Below are 23,025 nucleotides of genomic sequence, written 5' to 3'. Positions count from 1 at the left end.
GGGCTCCGTATGGCGACAGGTCCGGTGCACGCTCGGGGTTCATGTCCGCCGGGAGCGGCCGGGGTCCGTCTTGGCTATCCGTGGTGGGTACGCACTGCGGTGGCCAGCGCGTCGGCCAGGCGGTCGAGGACCGCGGCGGCCTGTTCGTCGGTGATGGTGAGCGGAGGGAGGAGTCGTACGACGCTGGAGTGGCGGCCGCCGAGTTCGATGATGAGGCCCCGGCGAAGGCACTCGCTCTGGACTGCCGCGGCGAGTCCGGGTGCTGGTGGGTGGGGCTGCGCGGCGACAGAGAGGTCGTCCGACGATGAGCCGAGCGGGCCGGGCACCCTTCCGGTGAGTGTGGTGGCCGCCGGGCGCACTGGCGTCGGTGAACCCGCCGGCCCCTGCTCCGTCCCCGAAGCCGGATCCACCAGTTCCACTCCGATCATCAATCCCCTGCCGCGGACCTCGCCGATGCAGGGGTGGTCGGCGGCCAGCGAGCGGAGTTGGGCGAGCATGCGGGCGCCGAGGGTGGCGGCGCGTTCGGCGAGGCTGTTCTTACGGACGTACGCGAGGGTCGCCGCCCCCGCGGCCATGGCGAGTTGATTGCCGCGGAAGGTGCCCGCGTGCGCGCCGGGGGGCCAGACGTCGAGGTCGTCGCGGTAGACCACGACGGCCAGAGGGAGGCTGCCGCCGATCGCCTTCGAGAGCACCATCACGTCCGGGACGACACCGCTGTGCTCGACGGCCCAGAAGGCGCCGGTGCGGCCGACGCCCGTCTGGACCTCGTCCGCGATGAGCGGGATGCCGCGTGCGGCGGTGATCTCACGCATCCGGCGCAGCCAGGCATCGGGGGCCGGGAGGACCCCGCCCTCGCCCTGCACCGGTTCGAGGATCATGCCGGCCGGTGCCGGTACGCCCGACTTGGTGTCCTCCAGGAGGCTCTCGGTCCACCGGGCGGACAGTTCCGCGCCGTGCGCACCGCCGAGGCCGAAGGGGCAGCGGTAGTCCTGCGGGTAGGGCAGGCGCGCGACCCGTACGTCGCGTGCGCCGCCGGACACTTCGAGCGCCCCGGCCGTCATCCCGTGGTAGGCGCCGGTGAACGCGAGCACGCCGTCGCGGCCGGTGGCCGAGCGGACCAGTTTCAGTGCGGCCTCGACCGCGTCCGTCCCGGCGGGGCCGCAGAACTGGATCCGTGCGCGGTCCGCCAGGCCGCGTGGCAGCGTGTCGAACAGCTCGGTGGTGAAGGCGTCCTTGACGGGCGTGGCCAGGTCGAGCACGTGCAGCGGAGCCCCGGAGTCGAGGACCTTTCTGATCGCTTCGAGCACCACGGGGTGGTTGTGGCCGAGGGCGAGGGTCCCCGCGCCCGAGAGGCAGTCGAGATAGCGGCTCCCGTCGGCGCCCTCGATCGTCAGGCCGCGTGCCCGGACCGGCACGATCGGAAGGGCTCGCGCGTAAGTGCGCGCCGCCGATTCACGCGCCGCCTGGCGTCGCAGGATTCCTTCGTGAGCTACGGGGTGAAATGTGGAATGTGCTGCGGAATCCGGGGTGAGGTCCCGTACGGAATCCGGTGCGGACGGCGGTGCGGTATCCGGTGCCGGGTGCGACGGGGTCTTCGGCACGGAACGTTGTGCGGACACTGCCGCGGGCGCAGGCTCGGTCACGGCCACGACTGCTGGGTCCTCCCGCTGTGGACGAGCGCTTCCGTCCGGTGCGGCTCCGGAGAGCTCCATGTGGCCGGTCGCGCGGGCGAGTTGGGCAGGGGGATGAACGCAGGACGCGACTCCCCCGTATGTACCAACGACGAGGGCGCCGGAGGATCACGGGTCAACAGAAGATCCTTGCCGTGACGGAACCGTTGCCCTTCCGTCGGCCGTCCCCAACGGCACCGGCATAGTGTGGGGGCCGTTCATCAGCGACAGGTGCGCCGCTCCCCCGAGCAAATCGGAGCAAATCCAGCGAAGGGGTGCCGCATCGGTGGCAACGGGTGTCCCGTACCCGGATGTCCAGCACTTTGGAACGATTTCGAGGCCCAGGGGGATTCTCACCATGCGACCCATACGTCCGCTCTTCACCGTTCGCAATAGGAGGAGCGCGCGCACCAGAACGTCCCCCGTGGCGGCCGCTGTCGCGCTCGGCGCGACTCTCGCACTGACCGCCACGGCCTGCGGCCCCAGCGAGGACAACGCCGGCGGAGACTCGTCCTCGTCGCAGCCCGGCGACAGCAACGGCGACGACAAGTTCAAGATCCCGGACGACCTCAAGGACAAGCTCAAGGACCACGGGTTCGACCTGGACGACTGGAAGAACGGCGCCTGGAAGAACTGGGACAAGGACGACTGGCTGCGCGAGGCGGGCGACTTCGTCAACCCGATCATCAAGGACCTCTGGGACCCGGAGCGGATGCGGGACACGGACAAGAACCCCGACCGGAGCGTCGACGACTCCGACATCTCCGGTGATCAGGGCGTCACCGACCCGACCCCCAAGTCCGTCGAGGCGGCGGCCGTGAAGGCGCCGTACCACGGCCAGGCTCCCGCCTCGGGCAAGCTGTTCTTCGACAGCCCCGAGGGTTCCATGGTCTGCTCCGCCACCGTCGTGCAGGACCCGGCTCACCCCGGCAAGTCCAACATGGTGTGGACCGCGGGCCACTGTGCGCACGCCGGCGCCAAGGGCGGCTGGTACCGCAACATGATCTTCGTCCCGTCGTACAACGACAGCGGCAAGTCGACCGAGCAGCTGCAGAACGCCCCCAAGGAAGAGGTCGCTCCGTACGGTGTCTGGTGGGGTGACTGGGCGCAGACCTCCGACCAGTGGATCGAGCAGGGCGGCCCGACGGGCGGCAAGGGTGCACCGTACGACTTCGCGGTCATGCACGTGAAGCCCGAGAAGGGCAGCGAGGGCAAGTCGCTGGAGGAGACCGTCGGTTCGGCGCTCCCGGTGGACTTCAACGCCCCGGCCGTGCCGCAGATCAAGGACATGACGGCGACCGGCTACCCGGCTGCTCCGCCCTTCGACGGCCAGAAGCTGTTCCAGTGCGCCGACAAGCCGGGCCGGCTCTCGCTCAGCAAGCCGGACCCGACGATGTACCGCATCGGCTGCACCATGACCGGCGGTTCGTCCGGCGGCGGGTGGGTCGCCCAGGGTAAGGACGGCAAGCCCGCCCTGGTCTCGAACACCTCCATCGGCCCGGTGCCGGCGGGCTGGCTGGCCGGCCCGCGCTTCGGCAAGGAGGCCAAGGGGATCTACAGCGCGGTCAGCAAGAAGTTCGCCGGTCAGTAGAGCGTTTCAGGCGGCGGGCGCCGTAAACCTTCACGGCCCCGCCGCCGTTCGTCCCCAACCTCACGGGCATAGTGAGGTGTTGTGTCCACGCAGGATTTCCACTGTTCTTTCCGCGTCGACATATGACACGTACATGGCAAATACACGTTCCAACGGGGGTACCAGCACCATGCGTTCCACTCGCGCGCCTTTCGCGCGCAGCCGCGGACGACGGGTCGCGCTCGCCGCCACCGGTCTCGCAGCCACCCTGGCGCTCACCGCCACGGCCTGCGGCCCGAGCGACGACAAGGCGAGCGACAAGACGGACAACAGCGCGTCCCAGGGTTCCGACGGCTCCAGCTCCGGTTCCGACTCCAAGCTGCCCGGCGGCCTCGCCGACAAGCTCAAGGAGAAGGGCATCGACCTGGACGACTGGAAGGGCGGCGCCTGGAAGAACTGGGACAAGGACGACTGGGTGCGCGAAGCCAAGGACTTCGCCAACCCGGTCATCGCGGGGCTGTGGAAGCCCGAGCGGATGAAGAAGGCCAAGGACCCGGACAAGACGATCGCCGCGAAGGACGCGAGCGCAGGTCAGGGCGCGACCGACCCCGAGCCGACGCCCGTCCGGGCCAAGCCGGAGAGGACGCCGTACCACGAGCACGCCGCCCCGGTCGGTAAGATCTTCTTCGACTCTCCCGAGGGTTCGATGGTCTGCTCCGGCACCGTCGTGAAGGACCCGCGCAACCCCGGCAAGTCCAACCTCGTGTGGACCGCGGGCCACTGCGTGCACGCCGGTAAGAACGGCGGCTGGTACCGCAACATCGCGTTCGTCCCGTCCTACAACGACCTGGGCAAGTCCGAGGCCCAGCTGCGCAACGCGGCTCCGCAGGAGATCGCCCCCTACGGCCAGTACTGGGCGGACTGGATCTCGACCTCCAACGAGTGGATCAACGGAGGCGGTCCGACGGGCGGCTCGGGTGCGACGTACGACTACGCCGTCATGCACGTGAAGCCGGAGCAGGGGGGCAAGTCCCTGGAGGAGACCGTCGGCAACGCGCTCGACGTCGACTTCTCGACCCCGTCCGCGCAGACCGTGAGCTCGATGGGCGCCTGGGGCTATCCGGCAGCGCCGCCGTACAACGGCCTGATGATGCACCGGTGCGTCGACAAGCCGGGTCGCCTCTCGCTGTCGCCGTCCCTGCCGACGATGTACCGCATCGGCTGCACCATGACCGGCGGTTCCTCCGGCGGTGGCTGGTTCCGCGTGGCGGGCGGCAAGACGAAGCTCGTGTCGAACACCTCGATCGGCCCGGCCGAGAACACCTGGCTGGCCGGACCGCAGCTGGGCCGGGGCGCCCAGCAGGTCTACGACATGATGAGCAAGAAGTACGGCTCGAAGTAACACCCACGAGCACCTACGACACGGCGAAGGCCCGCCCCCTGGGAAAGGGGGCGGGCCTTCGCCGTGTGCTTGATCAACTGCCGGGTGAGGCGCTGCGGCTCAGCGCGTGGCCGACAGGCTCAACGCGTGGCCGGCACGTACGGAGCGAGCTCCGCCGCGAGTTCCTCGTGCACCTGCGCCTTGAGCAGGGTGCCTTCGGCCGTGTGCTCTTCGGAGAGCACCTCGCCCTCGGCGTGGGCCCGCGAGATGAGCTGGCCGTGCGTGTACGGAACGAGGGCCTCGATCTCGACCTCGGGCCTCGGCAGTTCGGTGTCGATGATCGCGAGCAGCTCGTCGATACCGGCACCGCTGCGCGCGGAGACCGCGATCGCGTGCTTCTCGTTGCGCAGGAGGCGCTGGAGGACCAGCGGGTCCGCCGCGTCCGCCTTGTTGATCACCACGATCTCGGGCACGTCGGTGGCGCCCACATCGCGGATCACCTCGCGCACGGCAGCCAACTGCTCCTCCGGCACCGGGTGCGAACCGTCGACCACATGCAGGATCAGGTCGGAGTCGCCGACCTCCTCCATGGTGGAGCGGAACGCCTCGACGAGGTGGTGCGGCAGGTGCCGCACGAACCCGACGGTGTCGGCCAGGGTGTAGACCCGGCCGCTCGGCGTCTCTGCCCGGCGCACGGTGGGGTCAAGGGTGGCGAACAGGGAGTTCTCCACCAGGACGCCCGCGCCCGTGAGGCGGTTGAGCAGGGAGGACTTGCCCGCGTTCGTGTATCCGGCGATGGCGACCGAGGGCACCTTGTTGCGGCGGCGCTCCTGCCGCTTGATGTCACGGCCCGTCTTCATCTCCGCGATCTCCCGGCGCATCTTCGCCATCTTCTCGCGGATCCGTCGCCGGTCCGTCTCGATCTTGGTCTCACCGGGACCACGGGTGGCCATGCCGCCACCGCCGCCGCCACCCATCTGACGGGAGAGCGACTGACCCCAGCCGCGGAGCCTCGGCAGCATGTACTGCATCTGCGCGAGGGCTACCTGCGCCTTGCCCTCTCGGGACTTGGCGTGCTGGGCGAAGATGTCGAGGATCAGGGCGGTCCTGTCGACCACCTTGACCTTGACGACGTCTTCGAGGTGGATCAGCTGGCCGGGGCTCAGCTCACCGTCGCAGACGACAGTGTCGGCGCCGGTCTCAAGCACGATGTCGCGCAGCTCCAGGGCCTTGCCGGAGCCGATGTACGTCGCCGGGTCGGGCTTGTCGCGGCGCTGGACGAGGCCGTCGAGCACGAGCGCGCCCGCCGTCTCGGCGAGGGCGGCCAGCTCGGCGAGAGAGTTCTCCGCATCCTGGACCGTTCCCGAAGTCCACACGCCGACGAGCACCACACGCTCCAGACGGAGCTGTCGGTACTCGACTTCGGTGACGTCCTCGAGCTCGGTGGAGAGTCCCGCGACGCGGCGCAGGGCCGCTCGCTCGGAGCGGTCGAACTGGTCGCCGTCCCGGTCTCCGTCGCTCTCGTGGCTCCAGGCGACGTCCTCTTCCATCAGGGCATCGGCCCGAAGACCTTCGGGGTAGTTCTGCGCGAAGCTCTGTGCGTCCTGGGAAGGGGAAGAAGAGGAGGTCATTGGGTCCTTACGTCGATACGTCGATGGAATGGGCGACGGATGCGGGATCCATCACAGTCGACAACGCCCGGGGTCCTCCGGAGATTCCCGGCGCCCGCCGGATCCGGCCCTGAGATATCCCCGAGGGGATGTCCCGGACAGGCCGCGCCGTCGACCTGAAGATGGTTGCACGGCACGGCCCGTCTCGTCATCCGGGTTATTTCGCGGGCTTCCAGTCCGGGTGCCCCGGCATCGGCGGCGTCTTCTTCCCGTACAGCCAGCCGTCGAAAAATCCGCCCAGGTCACGCCCGGCGGCCAGGGAGGCGAGCCGCACGAAGTCGGCGGTCGAGACGTTGCCGTCGCGGTGCAGGCGCACCCACTCCCGCTCCACGCGGTCGAAGGCCTCCTGCCCGATCTCCTGACGCAGGGCGTAGAGCACCAGCGCGCTGCCGTCGTAGACGATGGGGCGGAAGATGCTGATCTTCTTCCCGGGCGCGGGTGCCTTCGGCTTGGCGGGTGGCCCGCCCGTCGCGCGCCAGCCGTCCGACTGCTGGTAGGCGGCCCGCATCCGGGAGGTCAGCGGCCTGTCCGCCTTCTCCGCGGTGAAGAGGGCCTCGTACCAGGTGGCGTGGCCCTCGTTGAGCCACAGGTCCGACCAGTTCCGCGGGCTGACGCTGTCGCCGAACCACTGGTGCGCGAGCTCGTGCACCATGATCGATTCGACATACCACTCCGGGATCTCGGAACGGGTGAAGAGCTCTCTCTCGAAGAGAGAGAGCGTCTGCGTCTCCAGTTCGAAGCCGGTCTGCGCGTGGGCGATCAGGACGCCGTAGACCTCGAAGGGATAGCGGCCGACCTTCTTCTCCATCCAGTCGATCTGGCCGGGGGTCTTCTTCAGCCAGCGCTCCAGGACCTTGCGGTCCTTGGTGGGCACCACGTCCCGCACCGGGAGGCCGTGCGGCCCCTTCCGGTGCAGCACGGTGGAACGGCCGATCGACACCTGGGCCAGCTCGGTCGCCATCGGGTGGTGGGTGCGGTACACCCTGGTGGTGGTACCGCCCTGTCGGCTCGCGGCCACCGGAAGGCCGTTGGCGACGGCCGTGACCCCTTCGGGGGCGGTGATCCGGAACGTGAACTCCGCCTTGTCCGCGGGGTGGTCGTTGCACGGAAAGACCAGGTGGGCGGCGTCGGCCTGGTTGGCCATGGCGAGTCCGTCGCCGGTGCGCAGCCAGCCGCCTTCGCCACTCTTCGTAGGCATGGGGTCGCTGGTGTGCCGGACGGTGATCCGCAGCCGGTCGCCGGGGCCGACCGGCACGGACGGCGTGACGACCAGGTCCTCGCCGCTGCTCTCGAAGCGTGCGCGCTCGCCGTTCACCTCGACGGAGCGCACCTTGCCGTGCGCGAAGTCGAGATTGATGTGTTCCAGGAGTGCGGTCGTCCGGGCGTCGATCTTGGTGAGGGCCTCCAGCGGCTTGCGGTTGTCGCCGCGGTAGGTGAAGTCGATGTCGTACGAGGCCACGTCGTACCCGGGGTTGCCCAGGTGCGGGAAGAGCGGGTCGCCGATGCCGAGCGGAGCGACCGGTGACGGCGCGCTCGCCGCGACCAGGGCGACAGAGGCGGTCGCCGCGAGCAGTGCGGCGGCGACGCGGGGGGTGCGGAGGGCCTTCGGCCGGGAGGCCGCGGTCCGGGGGGTGAGCAGCATGAACTACCGCTATCAGCGTGCGTCTTCCCGCACATGACGACGCGCGAGGAGGCACCCGAACGAGTCGCCGCAGAGCTCGTTCAGTGGGCGGCGGCAGCCGGATGCTGGGCGCGATTGACGTCGTACACCCCGGGGACCGCGCGCATCGCCCGCATCAGCCCCGGCAGGTGTGCCGCGTCCGGGAGTTGGAGCGTGTACGTATGGCGCACGCGCTGTTGGGTCGGCGGCTCCACGGTGGCCGAGATGATCGCCACGCCTTCGAGGGCGATCGCCTCGGTGAGGTCGGCGAGCAGATGGGCCCGGCCGAACGATTCGGCGATCAGGGTGACCCGGCATTCGGCGGTGTCCCCCCAGCGCACGCCGACCTCCGGTCGCCCCACTTCCTTCATCCGCTCGACGGCCGGACAGCCCACCCGGTGGACGGTCACGACTCCCCCTCGTACGGCGAAGGCGGTGACGTCGTCGGGCGGCACCGGCGTGCAGCATCCCGCGAGGCGCACGCTCGCCCCCTCGCGGTCCACGACGGCGTTGGCCGCGGCGGGCCGCGGGGCTTCGGAGGTGTCCGGCTTCGGCACGGCCGCGGGCGACTGCTGGGGCGGCCGCTGCACGGACGGCGTCGGCGCGGGGGCCGCGGGAGCCGGGTGCGTGGTGAGCCAGCGACGGATCGCGATGCGCGCGGCAGGGGTGCGGGCGTGGTCCAGCCACTCGCGTGAGGGGCCGGAAACGAGGTCCTGGCCCATGAGCAGCTGGACCGTGTCGCCGTCCCGCAGGACCGTGCTGAGCGTCGCGAGGCGGCCGTTGACGCGGGCGCCGATGCAGGCGTGCGCGTCCTCGCCGTACTGGGTGTAGGCGGCGTCCACGCAGCTGGCGCCGGCGGGCAGGCCGAGCGTGCCGCCGTCGGGCCGGAAGACGGCGATCTCACGGTCCTGGGCGAGGTCCTCCCGCAGCGTCGACCAGAACGTGTCCGGGTCGGGGGCGGCCTCCTGCCAGTCGAGGAGCCGGGAGAGCCAGCCGGGCCTGGTCGGGTCCACCCGCTCGTCCTCGACGCTCTCGGAAAGCTCCTCCGAAGGAGGAGCGTAGGGATTGCGCAGCGCGACCACACCCGCCTCGGCCACCTGGTGCATCTGATGCGTGCGGATCAGGACTTCGGCGACCTCGCCGTCGGAGCGGGTCACGGCCGTGTGCAGCGATTGGTAGAGGTTGAACTTCGGTACGGCGATGAAGTCCTTGAACTCCGAGACGACCGGCGTGAAGCAGGTGTGCAGCTCCCCCAGGACCCCGTAGCAGTCCGCGTCCTCGTTGACGAGCACGAGGAGGCGGCCGAAGTCGGAGGCGCGCAGCTCACCGCGCTTGCGGTGCACACGGTGGACGGAGACGGAATGCCGCGGCCTGATGAGGACCTCGGCGGCGATGTCCGCGTCGCGCAGCACGCCGCGCACCTCGTCCGCGATGTTCCCCAGAGGGTCGCCCGCGCTCTCCGCATCGGCGGCGATCATGGCCTTGACCTGGGCGCACTCCTCCGGGTGGAGGATCGCGAATACGAGGTCCTCCAGCTCGGTCTTGAGCGCCTGCACGCCGAGGCGCTCGGCGAGCGGGATGAGGACGTCCCGGGTCACCTTGGCGATGCGGGCCTGTTTCTCGGGGCGCATGACACCGAGGGTGCGCATGTTGTGCAGCCGGTCGGCGAGCTTGATCGACATCACGCGTACGTCGTTGCCGGTGGCGACGAGCATCTTGCGGAACGTCTCGGGCTCCGCGGCCGCTCCGTAGTCGACCTTCTCCAGCTTTGTGACGCCGTCGACCAGATAGCAGACGTCGTCGCCGAACTCGGTCCGCACCTGGTCGAGGGTGACGTCCGTGTCCTCGACGGTGTCGTGGAGCAGGGACGCGGTCAAGGTGGTGATCTCCGCGCCGAGTTGGGCGAGGATCAGGGTCACCGCGAGCGGATGTGTGATGTACGGCTCGCCGCTCTTGCGCATCTGACCGCGGTGCGAGGACTCGGCGAGGACGTACGCGCGGCGCAGCGGTTCCAGGTCCGCGTCCGGGTAGTGGGCCCGGTGGGCCTCCGCCACATGGCCGATCGCGTCGGGGAGACGGTCCCGGGTGCTGGACCCGAGCAGGGCCGCGCGGCCGAGCCTGCGCAGGTCGAGTCGGGCGCGGCCGCGCCTGCGCTGGACCCCGGGCGTCACGGGGCCGGGCGTGGCTGGATTCGTGGCCTCCGCACTCATGAGCACCTCCGGCTGCTTCGACCGGCGGTGAGCGGACGACGGCATACTCCGTCCGGGCCGGTGCTTGATGCTACCGAGCCCATCACGCGGTGCTGACCGCCTCTCGCCGAGCGTGAAACGGATCACCCATTCGAGCGACAGTTCATGGGAGTACCGTTTCGAGCCATTCGGACGCGATCTCGCCTTCCGCGACGATCACCGCGCCCCCTGTCATCTCGATCTCGCCGTCGGGCCGCTCGGTGATCACCAGGCGTCCGCCGGGCAGGTCGACGGTGTAGGTGGCCGGGGTCCCGGTCACGGCCGGGTCCACGCCGTCCTTGCGGGCCGCCGCCACGGCGACGGCGCACGCGCCCGTGCCGCAGGAGCGGGTCTCGCCCGCGCCGCGCTCGTGCACCCGCATGGCGACGTGGCGCTCGCCGCGGGGGGCGACGAATTCCACGTTCACCCCGTCCGGGTAGGCGGAGGCGGGGCTGAAGGGCGGCGGGTCGTAGAGGCTGCCCGCTTCGGAGAGGTCGTCCACGAAGGCGACCGCGTGCGGGTTGCCCATGTTCACGTTGCGTGCGGGCCAGCGGTGGTCGCCGACCGAGACGGTGACGTCCCCTTCGGGGAGCTGCGCCTTGCCCATGCCGACGGTGATGTCGCCGCCGGACTCCGCCTTGGCGATGTGCACGGTCTTCACGCCGCCACGGGTGGCCACGGCCAGGTCGCCCTCGCCTGCGTGCCCCGCACGCTGCAGGTACCGCGCGAAGACGCGCACTCCATTGCCGCACATCTCGGCGATCGACCCGTCGCCGTTGCGGTAGTCCATGAACCACTCGGCACGGTCCGCGAGGTGACGGGCCTCGGGGTGGGCGGCCGAGCGCACGACGTGCAGGAGGCCGTCGCCGCCGATGCCCGCGCGGCGGTCGCACAGGGCGGCCACAGCGGCCGGGGGCAGCTCGATGGCGTTGTCGGGGTCAGGGATGATCACGAAGTCGTTCTCGGTCCCGTGCCCCTTGAGGAAGGCGATCCGCGTGCTCATTCCTCGATCGTACGGGGTGGGTCCGACACTCGGTCCGGGCGCCGTCCCTACGAGCCTCAGCGGAGTCTGGCCACGCGCCACACGGCCAGGACGACGGCACCCAGGAAGAGCAGGGCGTAGGCGGAGACGACCCGCCAGTCCGGGCGTCGTCCGGAGCCGCGCTCGGGCAGTCCGGGCCAGGTGTGCCCCACGCGGCGGGCGGCCATCATGCCCCAGCCTGCGGCGCAGCAGCTGATCAGCAGCCCCAGCATGGCGACCACCGCACCGCCGTCGCCGAACTCGAAGGCGAGCGGGAAGGCGAACATCAGGGATCCGATCGCGGCCAGGATCACGATGGGCGCGAGCTGCCAGATCCGCAGGCGGCGCTGCGGGCGCAGCTCGACCTCGACCTCGGCCTCCGGCACCATCTCGTCCGCGCCGGGACCGTCGTCCGTCACGCCGCCCGGAAGCTCGTCGGGCCCGTCGGGACTCAGTTGCTCTTCGCCGTCATGTGCGGTGTCACGAGGGCCGGCCTCCATCGCCACGCGCCCTCCTACCTCGGACTCCACCGGTCGATCGATGGTCGATGATGGCACGGTGTCAGGCGCCGGGATGACCGCCTGAGCGTCCCGATGCCATCACGTGATCAGGCTGTGACCGGTCGTTCGACCAACGCCAGTGCGCGTGCCGGGAGTTCCTCGCGGTCGGCCGCGGCCCCACTGAGCCAGTTCACCCGTGGGTCGCGGCGGAACCACGAGTCCTGACGGCGCGCGAAGCGTTTGGTGGCGCGTACGGTCTCGGCGCGCGCATCGTCCTCGGTGCACTCCCCCGCGAAGGCCGCGAGCACCTGCTGGTAGCCGAGCGCACGTGACGCCGTACGCCCCTCTCGCAGTCCCCGCGCCTCCAGCGCGCGCACCTCGTCGACCAGGCCCTGCTCCCACATGCGGTCCACGCGCGTGGCGATGCGTTCGTCGAGTTCGGGGCGTGCCACGTCGACGCCGATCTGGATCGTGTCGTACACGGAGTCATGGCCGGGGAGGTTGGCGGTGAAAGGCTTGCCCGTGATCTCGATGACCTCCAGGGCGCGGACGATCCGGCGGCCGTTGCTGGGCAGGATCGCCTGCGCCGCCCCGGGGTCGGCGGCGGCGAGGCGGGCGTGCAGCACGCCGGAGCCGTGGACGGCCAGCTCTTCCTCCAGGCGGGCCCGCACCGCGGGGTCGGTGCCGGGGAACTCCAGGTGGTCCACGGCCCCCCGCACGTACAGGCCGGAGCCGCCGACCAGGATCGGCCAGCGCCCCTCGGCGAGGAGGCGGTCGATCTCGGCGCGGGCCAGCTTCTGGTACTCGGCGACGGAGGCCGCCTCCGTGACGTCCCAGATGTCGAGGAGGTGGTGGGGCACGCCGCCGCGCTCCTCGGGCGTCAGCTTGGCTGTCCCGATGTCCATCCCCCGGTAGAGCTGCATGGAGTCGGCGTTGACGATCTCGCCGCCGAGGCGCTGGGCGAGGAAAACGCCCAGATCGGACTTTCCTGCCGCGGTCGGACCGACGACGGCGATGACCCGCGGTGCGGGGGCTGCACTACTCACCGCCCCAGTCTCGCAAACCCGCGCCCTCTTCCCGAACGAGCTACGTGACGGCACGGCTCCGAGGTCGTTGCCTGTTGCGAGGTCCCGGCCGCCGGTTTCGAGGACCGATCCCCTGTGCGCCGCAATGAGACGCACCGGGCGGGGCGGGATTTCGCCCACACGAGTAACGTATGGAGTAGATATGGGCGTTTTTTCACGGTTCCGTCGTAAGTCCAAGGCCACCGACGAGGCGTCGACGACCGAAGCGGCTGCCGCCACGCTGACGGCCGAGCCGGAGGCTGAGGCCGCCGAGGCCGACACCGATGGGAAGCCCGCTGCCGAGGCCGACAAGGACGCCGAGGGCACTGCCGAGGAGAAGACCGCGGAGTCCACCGACGCGGCCGCCGCCGAAGGCGCGGAGGGCGTGGAGATTCCGAAGCAGCAGTCCGCCGAGGCGGCCGCCGACAACGAGGCCGGTGAGGGCGCCCGCAAATAGCTCCCCCTCAGGGAAGGTGAATCCATGGGCTTCCTGGACCAACTGAAAGCCAAGCTCGCCCCGGCCAAGGACAAGGTCTCGGACCTCGCGCAGCAGCACGGGGGAAAGATCGACCAGGGCCTGGACAAGGCCGCGAAGGTCGTCGACGAGAAGACCAAGGGCAAGTACAGCGACAAGATCCAGGCGGGCACGGGCAAGGCGAAGGACGCCGTCGACCGTCTCGCCAAGACGGACGAGGGCAAGGACAAGGGCGGCGATGCCACCCCTCCGTCGCCCTCGCCGCCCCCTCCGGCGTCCTGAACCACAGCGGCGGACGGCCGCGGAGCACATCGCTCCGCGGCCGCCACCGTGTATCGGCCCTAGGGTCGGACTACGACCAGGCAGCCACTACGTAGCCCACGCCGTACGGCGCGTCCTCGTAGAGGAGCTCGCCGCTCAGCGCCGCGCCGTCCGCCGCACCGGCCAGCACCTGCCACGGCGCACGGCCCGCCGCCTTCAGTTCGTACGCGAGGCCCTCGTCCAGCGCCTTCAGCGCCGACACGTCGGCCGCGCCGAGCGCATGCCCGACCGCCGCGTCGAAGTCGGCCGCCCGCTCATCGAGATATCCCGGAGCCTTCAGCGTGCGGCACGCGCTGGCATCGCCCATCACAAGGAGTGCCACCCGGTCGGCCCGCGCCCCGATCTCCCCTCCGACCTGGATACACCGCTCGGCGGCAAGTGGTTCCCCCACACCGAGCCCTTCCACCGGAGCGGTCGACCACCGCGTGCGCCCGAGCAGCCACCCAGCCACGGCGAGGGACGGCGGCAGCGCGCGCTCTCCAGCGGCGTCAAGAGCCTCCTGGGGCGGCGCGGGGCCGAGGCGTACGTCGAGGTCCACCCCGAACCCGCGGAAGGACCCACGCGCGCCCTGTGGGTGCGGCCCGCGGCCGCTCTGCTCGGCGGGGCCGACCACCACGAGCCGGTCGGGCCGGGCGGCGGCAAGCACCGCGATGGCGTCCGAGCAGGCGGCGCGCGCGGCGTCCATTTCGGGAGCGGCGCCCGCGGCGACCTCGGGGACGAGCAGCGGCGGACAAGGGCAGACGGCTGCGGCGACAAGCATGATCCGCAGCGTAACGCGCTCCGGCGGCCGGTCGCTTCGGAGTCCCGCAACGGTGCGGAGCCGGCGGTGGCACACCCGCGCGAGTACTCCGGTGCGGGGATCGGAGCGGTCGCCCCGACCCCCGTCACCGAAGGCCGAGCGCGGTCAGTCGCAGCCGCAGCCACTGCCCGTGGCAGCAGGGAGCGGCTCCGGAGCGCCGATCTTCGGCAGCCCCAGCAGCACGCCCGCAGGCTTCGCGGCCGCCTCGGTGTTGCGCTTCTCCCAGGCGTCGCCCGCGCGCGTGGGACGTACGCCGAGAACGGCGCCCTCGGCCAGCAGGTGGTGCGGGGCGGCGTAGGTGATCTCGACGGTCACCACGTCACCGGGGCGCACCCCGGTGTCCGGCTTGGTGAAGTGGACCAGGCGGTTGTCGGGGGCGCGGCCGGAGAGGCGGTGCGTGGCGCCGTCCTTGCGGCCCTCGCCCTCGGCGACCATCAGGTCCAGGGTGCGGCCGACCTGCTTCTTGTTCTCCTCCCAGGAGATCTCCTCCTGGAGGGCCACCAGGCGCTCGTAGCGCGACTGGACGACCTCCTTGGGGATCTGCCCCTCCATGGTCGCCGCGGGGGTTCCGGGGCGCTTGGAGTACTGGAAGGTGAAGGCGCTCCCGAAGCGGGCCTCGCGGACCACGTGCATCGTCTGCTCGAAGTCCTCCTCGGTCTCGCCGGGGAAGCCCACGATGATGTCGGTGGAGATCGCCGCGTCCGGCATGGCGGCACGGACCTTCTCGATGATCCCCAGGAAGCGGTCCTGGCGGTACGAGCGGCGCATCGCCTTGAGGACCGGGTCCGAACCGGACTGCAGCGGCATGTGGAGCTGCGGCATCACGTTCGGCGTCTCGGCCATGGCCGCGATCACGTCGTCGGTGAAGTCGCGGGGGTGCGGGGAGGTGAAGCGCACGCGCTCCAGGCCCTCGATCCTGCCGCAGGCGCGCAGGAGCTTGCTGAAGGCTTCGCGGTCGCCGATGTCCGAGCCGTACGCGTTCACGTTCTGCCCGAGGAGGGTGATCTCGCTGACGCCCTCGCCGACGAGCGCCTCGATCTCCGCGAGGATGTCACCGGTCCTGCGGTCCTTCTCCTTGCCGCGCAGCGCGGGCACGATGCAGAAGGTGCACGTGTTGTTGCAGCCGACGGAAATTGAGACCCATGCCGCGTACGCGCTCTCGCGGCGGGTCGGCAGGGTCGACGGAAAGGCTTCGAGCGATTCGGCGATCTCGACCTGCGCCTCTTCCTGGACGCGGGCGCGCTCCAGGAGGACCGGCAGCTTGCCGATGTTGTGCGTGCCGAAGACGACGTCCACCCAGGGCGCCCTCTTGACGATCGTGTCGCGGTCCTTCTGAGCCAGACAGCCGCCGACGGCGATCTGCATCCCCGGACGCTTGGTCTTCATCGGCGCCAGGCGCCCGAGATTGCCGTACAGACGGTTGTCGGCGTTCTCGCGCACGGCGCACGTATTGAAGACGACGACGTCGGCATCGCCGTCCGCCCCTTCGGGCGCACGCTCGTATCCGGCGTCCTCCAGCAGGCCGGAGAGCCGCTCGGAGTCATGGACGTTCATCTGGCACCCGTAGGTGCGCACCTCGTAAGTCTTCGCGCTCATCTCGCCCCCAGGGTACGGGGTCGCCACGCGCGCGTGCCCGCGGATTGCGACCACGGCGGTCAAGGGCGGACTCCGGAGCGGCACGGTGTGACCTCACCCCTGGTCAGCACGGTGAGTGGGCTGGCAGGATCGCGCGCATGCTCACGGCACTCCCCCACATCAGCAGGCGCCGCGCCCTGCAGGGTTCAGCGGCGGCGCTCGCTGTGTTCGGGTTGCTGCTGTGGTGGCTGCTGCCCGTCGGCGAGGACTCTCCGAGCGGGCGCATGACCTTCAGTACAGGCGTCGAAAAGGGTGTCTACGAGAAGTACGGCAAGCTCCTGCGCACGGCGATCTCCCAGGACATGCCGAAGGTCGACGTCGAGCTCCTCAACAGTGAGGGGTCGCAGCAGAACGTCGCGCGGGTGGCCACAGGGGAGTCCGACTTCACCATCGCGGCCGCCGACGCCGTGGAGACGTACCGCCTCGACGGTGCCCCTGGCTGGCACCGCCTGCGGGGCTGCACGCGGCTGTACGACGACTACGTTCAGCTCGTGGTGCCCCGGTCCTCCCACATCGACTCCGTCGAGGAGCTGCGCAACAAGCGCGTGGCCGTGGGGCAGGACCGGTCGGGGGTGCGGCTGATAGCCGACAGGGTGCTCGATGCCGCGGGCCTCGACCCGGTCACGGACATCAAGCCGGTGGCCGCCGGGATCGACACCATGCCCGACCTCCTGAAGAGCGGCTCGATCGACGCCTTCTTCTGGTCGGGCGGGCTTCCGACCACTTCCGTGCGCGAGCTCTCGAAGGAGATGGACATCGAGCTCGTGAAGCTCGGATACCTGGTCGACTCGTTGCACAAGCAGGGCGGCGGCTCGCGCTACTACCGGGCCGCGACGATGCCGGCCGACGCCTACCCCGAGGCCCAGCAGGGCTCCGCCGTACCGACGCTGGCCGTGGCGAACCTCCTGGTCACCACGGACCGGACCGACCCCGAGCTGACCGAGAGGCTGACCCGCACCGTCATCGACAGCCGCGACCACATAGGCGATCAGGTGCACGCGGCCCAACTGGTGGATCTGCGTACCGCCCTGTTTACGGACCCGCTCCCGCTGCACGACGGCGCGCGCCGCTACTACCGCTCGGTCAAGCCCTGACCCCCCTCACACCGCCGCTGAGGGCCCGCTGCGCGGGATGCTGACCGTCACCTTCAGTCCGTGCGGTTCGTGACTCCCGTACGCGATGGAGGCGCCGCCCGCCGCGAGCAGGGCCCGTGAGATGGACAGGCCGAGTCCGGAGCCCTTCACGTTCTGATGGCGGTTGCTGCGCCAGAAGCGGTCGCCGACCCGGGCGAGCTCGTCCTCATTGAGTCCCGGGCCGCCGTCGGTGACCACTACTGTCGTCGTGCCGTTGCCGGAGGAGACAGTCACCTGGACGAGGCCGCCCTCGGGTGTGAATTTCAGGGCGTTGTCGATCACCGCGTCGAGTGCGCTGGAGAGGGCGATGGGGTCGGCCCAGCCGGTGGTGGCCGGGCACCGGCCCGTCAGGCGTACGCCTCGCTCGTCGGCGAGCGGCCGCCAGGAAGCGACGCGCTCGGCGGCCAGCTCGCCGATGTCGGTGAGGCTCAGGTCGGCCGCGGTGTGCTCGGCCTGGGCCAGGTCGAGCAGGTCGTCGAGGACCTGCGCGAGACGCTTGCCCTCGGTGCGGACCGAGGCGATCTCTTCGTTGCCCTCGGGCAGTTCGAGGGCGAGGAGCTCGATGCGAAGGAGCAGCGCCGAGAGGGGGTTGCGCAGCTGGTGGGAGGCGTCCGCGACGAAGGCGCGCTGCTGCTCGAGGACGTCCTGGACGTTGTCGGCCATCTCGTTGAACGACCGGGCCAGGCGTCTGAGTTCCGGCGGCCCGCCCGCCGCCGCGACCCGGGACTTGAGGCGTCCGGTCGCGATGTCGTGCGTGGTCGCGTCCAGCACCCGTACCGGGCGCAGCACCCAGCCGGTGAGCCGCAGGGCCGCGCCGACCGCCAGGAGCATGGCCGCCGCCTCACCGGCGACGATGAGCAGCCAGCCGTGCAGTGTCTCCGAGCGCATGCGTCCGGTCGGTGAGTCCGTGACGACGACGGCGATGACGTCGCCGTCCTTGATCACCGGGGATGCGACGGCCAGCCGCCCGCGCTGCCACGGCCACACCTGCTCGGGGTCGTGGCTGCCGCGCGAGCGGAGCGCCTCTTCGAAGGCGCCCCGTATGTCTCCGCGCTGGGGCAGGTACCAGTCGCTCGGCGCGTTGGCCATGGGGCTGTCGTCGCGGTAGAAGACGCCCGCGCGGATGCCGTAGACGTCGAAGTAGTCGTCGAGTTCCTTCTGCAGCGTCTCGCGGCGCTCGTCCTTGCTCCCCGCCACCCGTGACCCGGTGGGGCGTTTGGTGACGAACTGCGCGAGCGAGGCGAAGCGTGCCGTGTCGTCGATCCGGTCGACAACCACCTTCTGTTGCTGGGCCGCCGCGACGCTGACGGCGAGCGGGAAGCCGAGCGCGAGCAGGACGCCCGCCATCAGGATGATCAGCAGCGGGAGGAGGCGAGAGCGCACCTGTCCTCGCTCCGGCTAGGCGGCCGGAGCGACGAGGCGGTAGCCGACGCCGCGCACGGTCTCGATCAGGGCCGGCATGTGCAGCTTGGAACGCAGGGAGGCCACGTGCACCTCCAGAGTGCGTCCCGTCCCTTCCCAACTGGTCCGCCACACTTCGCTGATGATCTGCTCCCGGCGGAACACCACTCCGGGCCGCTGGGCCAGCAGGGCGAGCAGATCGAACTCCTTGCGGGTCAGCTGGACGACCGAACCCGCCACGCTGACCTGTCGCGTGGGCAGTTCGATGTGCACGGAGCCGAGCCGCAGTTCGCTGTCGCCGGGCGCTGTCGTGCCACCCGGGGTGGGGCGCCGGATGACCGCGTGGATACGGGCGATGAGTTCCCCGGTGTCGTACGGCTTCACTACGTAGTCGTCGGCTCCGAGGTTGAGGCCGTGGATCCGGGAGCGTACGTCCGCGCGGGCCGTCACCATGATCACCGGTGTCGAACCGCGTTTGCGGATCTTGCCGCACACCTCGTAGCCGTCCTGGTCGGGCAGACCCAGATCGAGGAGTACCACTCCGAAGGGGGGCGTTTCCGCGGGCAGCAGGGCCTGCAGCGCCTCCTCACCACTACGGGCGTGCACGACGTCGAAGCCGTGCCGGGCCAGGACCGCGGACAGGGCGGCGGCCACATGATCGTCGTCCTCGACGAGAAGCAGTCGCATAGGGGCCCCCTCCAGTTCATCGGTCGTTCCGTCGTGGCCGGTAAAGAGTGGCCGGGTACGCGCGCGGCCACAACAAGGCATCCACGCCGATGGATAAGGACCGCGTCAAGAGGGTTCAGGTCACCGGTACGTTCCGTTACCCACCCGGTACGCACTCCGCGATCCCTCTTCACACGGTGTGTCCGGTTGCGGCCGGATCGTTATGCTCAATTTCCCCTCAGATGTAATGACGCTGGTCGCACTGGGTTATTACTGTCCTCCCAACCGAGGAGGATGGAGCAACAAGCCGTGACCGAAGTATCGGTGACCAAGGACGCCATACCGTCTGGGGCCGACGACCTGGTCGTGCTGAAGAACGTCAACAAGCACTTCGGCGCTCTGCACGTCCTCCAGGACATCGACCTGACCATCGCCCGCGGCGAGGTCGTCGTCGTGATCGGCCCCTCCGGGTCCGGCAAGTCGACCCTGTGCCGTGCCGTCAACCGCCTGGAGACGATCGATTCGGGAGACATCTCGATCGACGGCAAGCCGCTGCCTCAGGAGGGCAAGGAGCTGGCCCGTCTCCGCGCCGACGTGGGCATGGTCTTCCAGTCCTTCAACCTTTTCGCGCACAAGACCGTGCTCGAGAACGTGACGCTGGGCCAGATCAAGGTGCGCAAGACCGGCAAGGCGGAGGCGGAGACGAAGGCGCGCGCCCTGCTCGACCGGGTGGGCGTCGCCTCCCAGGCCGACAAGTACCCCGCACAGCTCTCCGGCGGCCAGCAGCAACGCGTCGCCATTGCGCGCGCGTTGGCGATGGACCCCAAGGTGATGCTCTTCGACGAGCCCACATCGGCGCTCGACCCGGAGATGATCAACGAGGTCCTCGAAGTGATGCAGCAGCTCGCCCGGGACGGGATGACGATGGTCGTCGTCACCCACGAGATGGGCTTCGCCCGCTCCGCGGCCAACCGCGTCGTCTTCATGGCGGACGGTCGGATCGTCGAAGAGGCCGTGCCGGACCAGTTCTTCAGCAACCCGCGCAGCGACCGGGCCAAGGACTTCCTGTCGAAGATCCTTAAGCACTGAGGCTTCCACGCCGTCTCAACACCAGTCGAAACAGAGGATGTTCACCATGAAGCTCCGCAAGTCCGCCGCCGCGGCCGCCGTTGTCGCCGCTCTCGCCCTGACCGCCACCGCGTGCGGCGGCGAGGAGGGTACGGCCGGCGACAAGCCGAAGGACCCGGCCGGCGGGAAGAACGCGCCCAAGCTGCCCACGTACGCCGTGAAGTCGGACGTGAAGGTCGACTCGACGGTCCTGAAGGAGGCCCAGAAGGCCGGCAAGATCGTCATCGGCGCCAAGGACGACCAGCCGTACCTGGGCTTCAAGGACAGCGCCGGCAAGCGCTCCGGCTTCGACATCGAGATCGCCAAGATGGTCGCCGCCGACCTGGGCTTCAAGCCCGACCAGATCGAGTTCAAGACGATCGACTCCGGCGTCCGTGAGACCACCATCTCCAAGGGCGACGTCGACCTCTACGTAGGCACGTACACGATCAACGACGAGCGCAAGAAGCAGGTCGGCTTCGCCGGTCCGTACTTCATGGCCGGCGCCGACCTTCTCGTCCGTCATGACGAGAAGAGCATCACCGGGCCGGACTCCGTGAAGGGCAAGAAGGTCTGCTCGATCGTCGGCTCCACTCCGCTCCAGGAGATCAAGAAGCCGAAGTACGGCGCCAAGACCGTCGAGCTGGCCAAGTACTCCGAGTGCGTGCAGCAGCTCATCAACAAGGAGGTGGACGCCGTCACCACCGACGACGCCATCCTCAAGGGCTACGCGGCGCAGCAGCCGAAGGCGCTGCGGGTGGTCGGCAAGCCGTTCACCAAGGAGCCGTACGGCATCGGCATGAGCAAGGGCGACAAGGCGCTGCGCGACGCGGTCGCGGACGCCGTCGAGGCGCACCAGAAGAACGGTGACTACAAGAAGGCGTACGACGCGACGCTCGGCCTGTCGGGCTCCCAGTTCACCGAGCCGCCGGCGCTCGAGCGCTACTGACCCGGCCGAACGCCCGTACCACTCCCCGGCAGTGAGCTGACCGGCTCTCCGTAGGCACCAGGCGGTGTCTACGGAAAACCGGCTCCCCTGCCCGACCACTGCCGCCCACGAGGACATCCCCGTGAATGTACTGCTCGACCATCTGGCGGAATTCCGCGAGGGATTCATAGGCACCGTCTGGCTGACCGTGGCCAGTGGCGTGCTCGCGCTGTTCCTTGGCGTCGTGCTCGCCGGCTTCCGGGTGTCGCCCGTGCCGCCGCTGCGGTTCTTCGGCACCGCCTGGGTCACCCTGTTCCGGAACACCCCGCTGACGCTGCTCTTCCTCACCATCTGGTTCGCGGTGCCGCAGGTCTTCGACTTCGGCTTCGATCCGTGGACCAAGGCGCTGATCGTGCTCAGCGTCTACACCTCGTCGTTCGTCTGCGAGGCCGTCAGGTCAGGAATCAACACCGTTCCCCTCGGCCAGGCGGAAGCCGCCCGTTCGCTCGGCATGACCTTCTTCCAGACGCTGGGGACGATCGTCCTGCCCCAGGCGGTGCGCACCGTACTGCCGCCGCTGAGCAGCATCTTCATCGCGCTGACGAAGAACTCCGCCATCGCGGGCGCGTTCAGCGTCACGGAGCTGTTCGGCTGGCAGAAGACCCTCAGTGACCAGGGCTTCGCCATCGCCTGGCTGTTCCTCTGGGTGGCGCTCGGCTACCTCGTGATCACATTCACCATCAGTGGCCTGTTCCGGCTGCTCGAGCGGAGCCTGGAGGTCGCACGATGAGCTCCAGCGTCCTGTACGACGCACCGGGCCCCAAGGCCCGGGTGCGCAACCGCATCTACTCCGTCGTCGGCACGGCGGCCATCATCGGCCTCATCGTCTTCGTGATCATGCGTCTCGCCGACCGCGGTCACTTCGAGTCCGAGGTCTGGAAAACCTTCAACTACTCCAACGTGCGCACGACCATCCGCGACGGCATCGTCACCACGCTGAAGGTCTTCGCGCTCGCCGCCGTGCTGTCCCTGGTGCTCGGTGCGATCCTCGCGGTCGCCCGCGCCTCGGACCGCCGCGCGGTCCGCTGGCTGGCCACCGGGTTCATCGAACTGTTCCGGGCCATCCCGCTGCTGATCACGATCTACGCCCTGTGGGTGCTCTTCCTCACCTACAAGGGCGACCTCGGCGCCATCGGGACGAACAACGGTTTCTGGGCCCTGGTCATCGGCCTGGCGATCTACAACGGCGCCGTGCAGGCAGAGGTGCTCCGGGCCGGCTTCAACGCCGTACCGCGCGGCCAGGTCGAGGCGGCTTACGCACTGGGGCTGCGCAAGTCCCAGGTCATGACGATGCTGCTGCTGCCGCAGGCGATCAGGTCCATGCTGCCCACGATCATCAGCCAGCTGGTGGTCACGCTGAAGGACACCTCGCTCGGCTACATCATCACGTACGCGGAGCTGCTGTACGCGGGCCGGCAGCTGGCCAACACCACCCTCGTCAACGGGCAGTACATCTACGTTCCGGTGATCATGGTCGTCGGCACGATCTACGTGGCGATGTGCATGGCGCTCTCCGCGCTCGCCACCTGGGTCGAGAAGCGTGGGCGTCGCGCCAAGACGGGCATCGCGGTGGCGGCGGCCGCCGAACCGGCCGAGGCCCCCGGGGTGCTCGACCCGTCCGAACCGCTCGGCGGTCCTGCAACGGCCGACGACGGGCCTGACGAGCCGCCTGCCAAGGTGAACCAGTAGCGCGTCGGCCCGGAAATCGGGTCTACGGAGTCAAGAGGAGGCAGTGG

At 69.8% G+C, this 23,025-nt stretch carries 20 protein-coding genes; 9 read left to right on the top strand and 11 right to left on the bottom strand.

Annotated elements, in window-relative coordinates; all coding sequences use genetic code 11:
- Positions 1-74: 74 nt before the first annotated feature.
- Positions 75-1,478: a diaminobutyrate--2-oxoglutarate transaminase family protein gene (locus tag ABZ953_RS30950; RefSeq protein ID WP_361730819.1), complete on the bottom strand. Its 1,404-nt coding sequence runs from the start codon at positions 1,476-1,478 to the stop codon at positions 75-77.
- Between the two features lie 550 nt (positions 1,479-2,028).
- On the opposite strand from ABZ953_RS30950, the gene ABZ953_RS30945 reads away from it, so the two are divergent.
- Complete coding sequence (locus ABZ953_RS30945; RefSeq protein WP_361730687.1) at positions 2,029-3,261, top strand: hypothetical protein; 1,233 nt, start codon at positions 2,029-2,031, stop codon at positions 3,259-3,261.
- A gap of 169 nt (positions 3,262-3,430) precedes the next feature.
- Positions 3,431-4,642, top strand: coding sequence for a hypothetical protein (locus ABZ953_RS30940; protein ID WP_361730684.1), 1,212 nt, complete (start codon positions 3,431-3,433; stop codon positions 4,640-4,642).
- 119 nt (positions 4,643-4,761) lie between these two features.
- On the opposite strand, the gene hflX is transcribed toward ABZ953_RS30940, so the two are convergent.
- The 6 genes from hflX to miaA all read right to left on the bottom strand — a co-directional run bounded on the left by hflX (position 4,762) and on the right by miaA (position 12,746).
- The gene (hflX, locus tag ABZ953_RS30935) at positions 4,762-6,252 is read right to left on the bottom strand and encodes a GTPase HflX (RefSeq protein ID WP_361730681.1); all 1,491 of its coding nucleotides are present in this window, start codon (positions 6,250-6,252) and stop codon (positions 4,762-4,764) included.
- A gap of 196 nt (positions 6,253-6,448) precedes the next feature.
- A complete protein-coding gene (locus ABZ953_RS30930; RefSeq protein WP_361730679.1) occupies positions 6,449-7,933 on the bottom strand; it encodes a M1 family metallopeptidase in 1,485 nt (494 codons plus the stop codon).
- Positions 7,934-8,013: 80 nt separating this feature from the next.
- The gene (locus ABZ953_RS30925; RefSeq protein WP_361730676.1) at positions 8,014-10,161 is read right to left on the bottom strand and encodes an HD domain-containing protein; all 2,148 of its coding nucleotides are present in this window, start codon (positions 10,159-10,161) and stop codon (positions 8,014-8,016) included.
- A gap of 142 nt (positions 10,162-10,303) precedes the next feature.
- A complete protein-coding gene (gene dapF, locus ABZ953_RS30920) occupies positions 10,304-11,182 on the bottom strand; it encodes a diaminopimelate epimerase (RefSeq protein WP_361730673.1) in 879 nt (292 codons plus the stop codon).
- A gap of 56 nt (positions 11,183-11,238) precedes the next feature.
- Complete coding sequence (locus ABZ953_RS30915) at positions 11,239-11,700, bottom strand: hypothetical protein (RefSeq protein ID WP_361730816.1); 462 nt, start codon at positions 11,698-11,700, stop codon at positions 11,239-11,241.
- A 107-nt stretch (positions 11,701-11,807) separates the two neighbouring features.
- Positions 11,808-12,746 (bottom strand): tRNA (adenosine(37)-N6)-dimethylallyltransferase MiaA, encoded by a 939-nt coding sequence (gene miaA / locus ABZ953_RS30910; protein WP_361730670.1) that lies wholly within the window; start codon positions 12,744-12,746, stop codon positions 11,808-11,810.
- 181 nt (positions 12,747-12,927) lie between these two features.
- On the opposite strand from miaA, the gene ABZ953_RS30905 reads away from it, so the two are divergent.
- Positions 12,928-13,221, top strand: a complete 294-nt coding sequence (locus ABZ953_RS30905) for a hypothetical protein (RefSeq protein ID WP_361730667.1) — start codon at positions 12,928-12,930, stop codon at positions 13,219-13,221.
- Between the two features lie 24 nt (positions 13,222-13,245).
- Positions 13,246-13,521, top strand: a complete 276-nt coding sequence (locus ABZ953_RS30900) for an antitoxin (protein ID WP_361730664.1) — start codon at positions 13,246-13,248, stop codon at positions 13,519-13,521.
- A gap of 70 nt (positions 13,522-13,591) precedes the next feature.
- Here ABZ953_RS30900 and ABZ953_RS30895 read toward each other — a convergent pair whose 3' ends face one another.
- Positions 13,592-14,320, bottom strand: coding sequence for a class III extradiol dioxygenase subunit B-like domain-containing protein (locus ABZ953_RS30895; RefSeq protein WP_361730662.1), 729 nt, complete (start codon positions 14,318-14,320; stop codon positions 13,592-13,594).
- A gap of 144 nt (positions 14,321-14,464) precedes the next feature.
- Entirely contained in the window at positions 14,465-15,955 is a 1,491-nt protein-coding gene (miaB, locus tag ABZ953_RS30890) for a tRNA (N6-isopentenyl adenosine(37)-C2)-methylthiotransferase MiaB (RefSeq protein ID WP_361730659.1), read from the bottom strand.
- Between the two features lie 137 nt (positions 15,956-16,092).
- On the opposite strand from miaB, the gene ABZ953_RS30885 reads away from it, so the two are divergent.
- Positions 16,093-17,088 carry a TAXI family TRAP transporter solute-binding subunit gene (locus ABZ953_RS30885; RefSeq protein ID WP_361730656.1) on the top strand — a complete coding sequence of 332 codons (996 nt, stop codon included), beginning with the start codon at positions 16,093-16,095 and terminating at the stop codon, positions 17,086-17,088.
- 6 nt (positions 17,089-17,094) lie between these two features.
- Here the strand turns inward: ABZ953_RS30885 and ABZ953_RS30880 are convergent, their stop codons facing one another.
- Positions 17,095-18,510, bottom strand: a complete 1,416-nt coding sequence (locus tag ABZ953_RS30880; protein WP_361730653.1) for a HAMP domain-containing sensor histidine kinase — start codon at positions 18,508-18,510, stop codon at positions 17,095-17,097.
- Between the two features lie 15 nt (positions 18,511-18,525).
- The gene (locus ABZ953_RS30875) at positions 18,526-19,215 is read right to left on the bottom strand and encodes a response regulator transcription factor (protein WP_361730650.1); all 690 of its coding nucleotides are present in this window, start codon (positions 19,213-19,215) and stop codon (positions 18,526-18,528) included.
- Positions 19,216-19,503: 288 nt separating this feature from the next.
- On the opposite strand from ABZ953_RS30875, the gene ABZ953_RS30870 reads away from it, so the two are divergent.
- The 4 genes from ABZ953_RS30870 (at position 19,504) to ABZ953_RS30855 (ending at position 22,978) form a co-directional block, all read left to right on the top strand.
- Positions 19,504-20,283, top strand: coding sequence for an amino acid ABC transporter ATP-binding protein (locus ABZ953_RS30870; protein WP_361730647.1), 780 nt, complete (start codon positions 19,504-19,506; stop codon positions 20,281-20,283).
- A gap of 46 nt (positions 20,284-20,329) precedes the next feature.
- Positions 20,330-21,250 (top strand): glutamate ABC transporter substrate-binding protein, encoded by a 921-nt coding sequence (locus ABZ953_RS30865; protein WP_361730644.1) that lies wholly within the window; start codon positions 20,330-20,332, stop codon positions 21,248-21,250.
- Between the two features lie 121 nt (positions 21,251-21,371).
- Positions 21,372-22,019 carry an amino acid ABC transporter permease gene (locus tag ABZ953_RS30860; RefSeq protein ID WP_361730813.1) on the top strand — a complete coding sequence of 216 codons (648 nt, stop codon included), beginning with the start codon at positions 21,372-21,374 and terminating at the stop codon, positions 22,017-22,019.
- On the top strand, positions 22,016-22,978 hold the full coding sequence (locus tag ABZ953_RS30855; protein ID WP_361730642.1) for an amino acid ABC transporter permease: 963 nt from the start codon (positions 22,016-22,018) through the stop codon (positions 22,976-22,978). The genes ABZ953_RS30860 and ABZ953_RS30855 overlap by 4 nt, the downstream gene beginning before the upstream one ends.
- The last annotated feature ends 47 nt before the right edge of the window (positions 22,979-23,025 follow it).

Source organism: Streptomyces sp. NPDC046465 (assembly GCF_040646035.1).
GTDB lineage: Bacteria > Actinomycetota > Actinomycetes > Streptomycetales > Streptomycetaceae > Streptomyces.
This window is presented reverse-complemented; position numbering and strand designations above follow the sequence as displayed.

Excerpts from the sequence above, each read along its gene's own strand:
- ABZ953_RS30945 (WP_361730687.1), top strand. The coding sequence starts at position 2,029 with ATGCGACCCATACGTCCGCTCTTCACCGTTCGCAATAGGAGGAGCGCG.
- ABZ953_RS30940 (WP_361730684.1), top strand. The coding sequence starts at position 3,431 with ATGCGTTCCACTCGCGCGCCTTTCGCGCGCAGCCGCGGACGACGGGTC.
- hflX (WP_361730681.1), bottom strand. The coding sequence starts at position 6,252 with ATGACCTCCTCTTCTTCCCCTTCCCAGGACGCACAGAGCTTCGCGCAG.
- ABZ953_RS30930 (WP_361730679.1), bottom strand. The coding sequence starts at position 7,933 with ATGCTGCTCACCCCCCGGACCGCGGCCTCCCGGCCGAAGGCCCTCCGC.
- ABZ953_RS30925 (WP_361730676.1), bottom strand. The coding sequence starts at position 10,161 with ATGAGTGCGGAGGCCACGAATCCAGCCACGCCCGGCCCCGTGACGCCC.
- dapF (WP_361730673.1), bottom strand. The coding sequence starts at position 11,182 with ATGAGCACGCGGATCGCCTTCCTCAAGGGGCACGGGACCGAGAACGAC.
- ABZ953_RS30915 (WP_361730816.1), bottom strand. The coding sequence starts at position 11,700 with ATGGAGGCCGGCCCTCGTGACACCGCACATGACGGCGAAGAGCAACTG.
- ABZ953_RS30905 (WP_361730667.1), top strand. The coding sequence starts at position 12,928 with ATGGGCGTTTTTTCACGGTTCCGTCGTAAGTCCAAGGCCACCGACGAG.
- ABZ953_RS30900 (WP_361730664.1), top strand. The coding sequence starts at position 13,246 with ATGGGCTTCCTGGACCAACTGAAAGCCAAGCTCGCCCCGGCCAAGGAC.
- ABZ953_RS30895 (WP_361730662.1), bottom strand. The coding sequence starts at position 14,320 with ATGCTTGTCGCCGCAGCCGTCTGCCCTTGTCCGCCGCTGCTCGTCCCC.
- miaB (WP_361730659.1), bottom strand. The coding sequence starts at position 15,955 with ATGAGCGCGAAGACTTACGAGGTGCGCACCTACGGGTGCCAGATGAAC.
- ABZ953_RS30885 (WP_361730656.1), top strand. The coding sequence starts at position 16,093 with ATGCTCACGGCACTCCCCCACATCAGCAGGCGCCGCGCCCTGCAGGGT.
- ABZ953_RS30875 (WP_361730650.1), bottom strand. The coding sequence starts at position 19,215 with ATGCGACTGCTTCTCGTCGAGGACGACGATCATGTGGCCGCCGCCCTG.
- ABZ953_RS30865 (WP_361730644.1), top strand. The coding sequence starts at position 20,330 with ATGAAGCTCCGCAAGTCCGCCGCCGCGGCCGCCGTTGTCGCCGCTCTC.
- ABZ953_RS30855 (WP_361730642.1), top strand. The coding sequence starts at position 22,016 with ATGAGCTCCAGCGTCCTGTACGACGCACCGGGCCCCAAGGCCCGGGTG.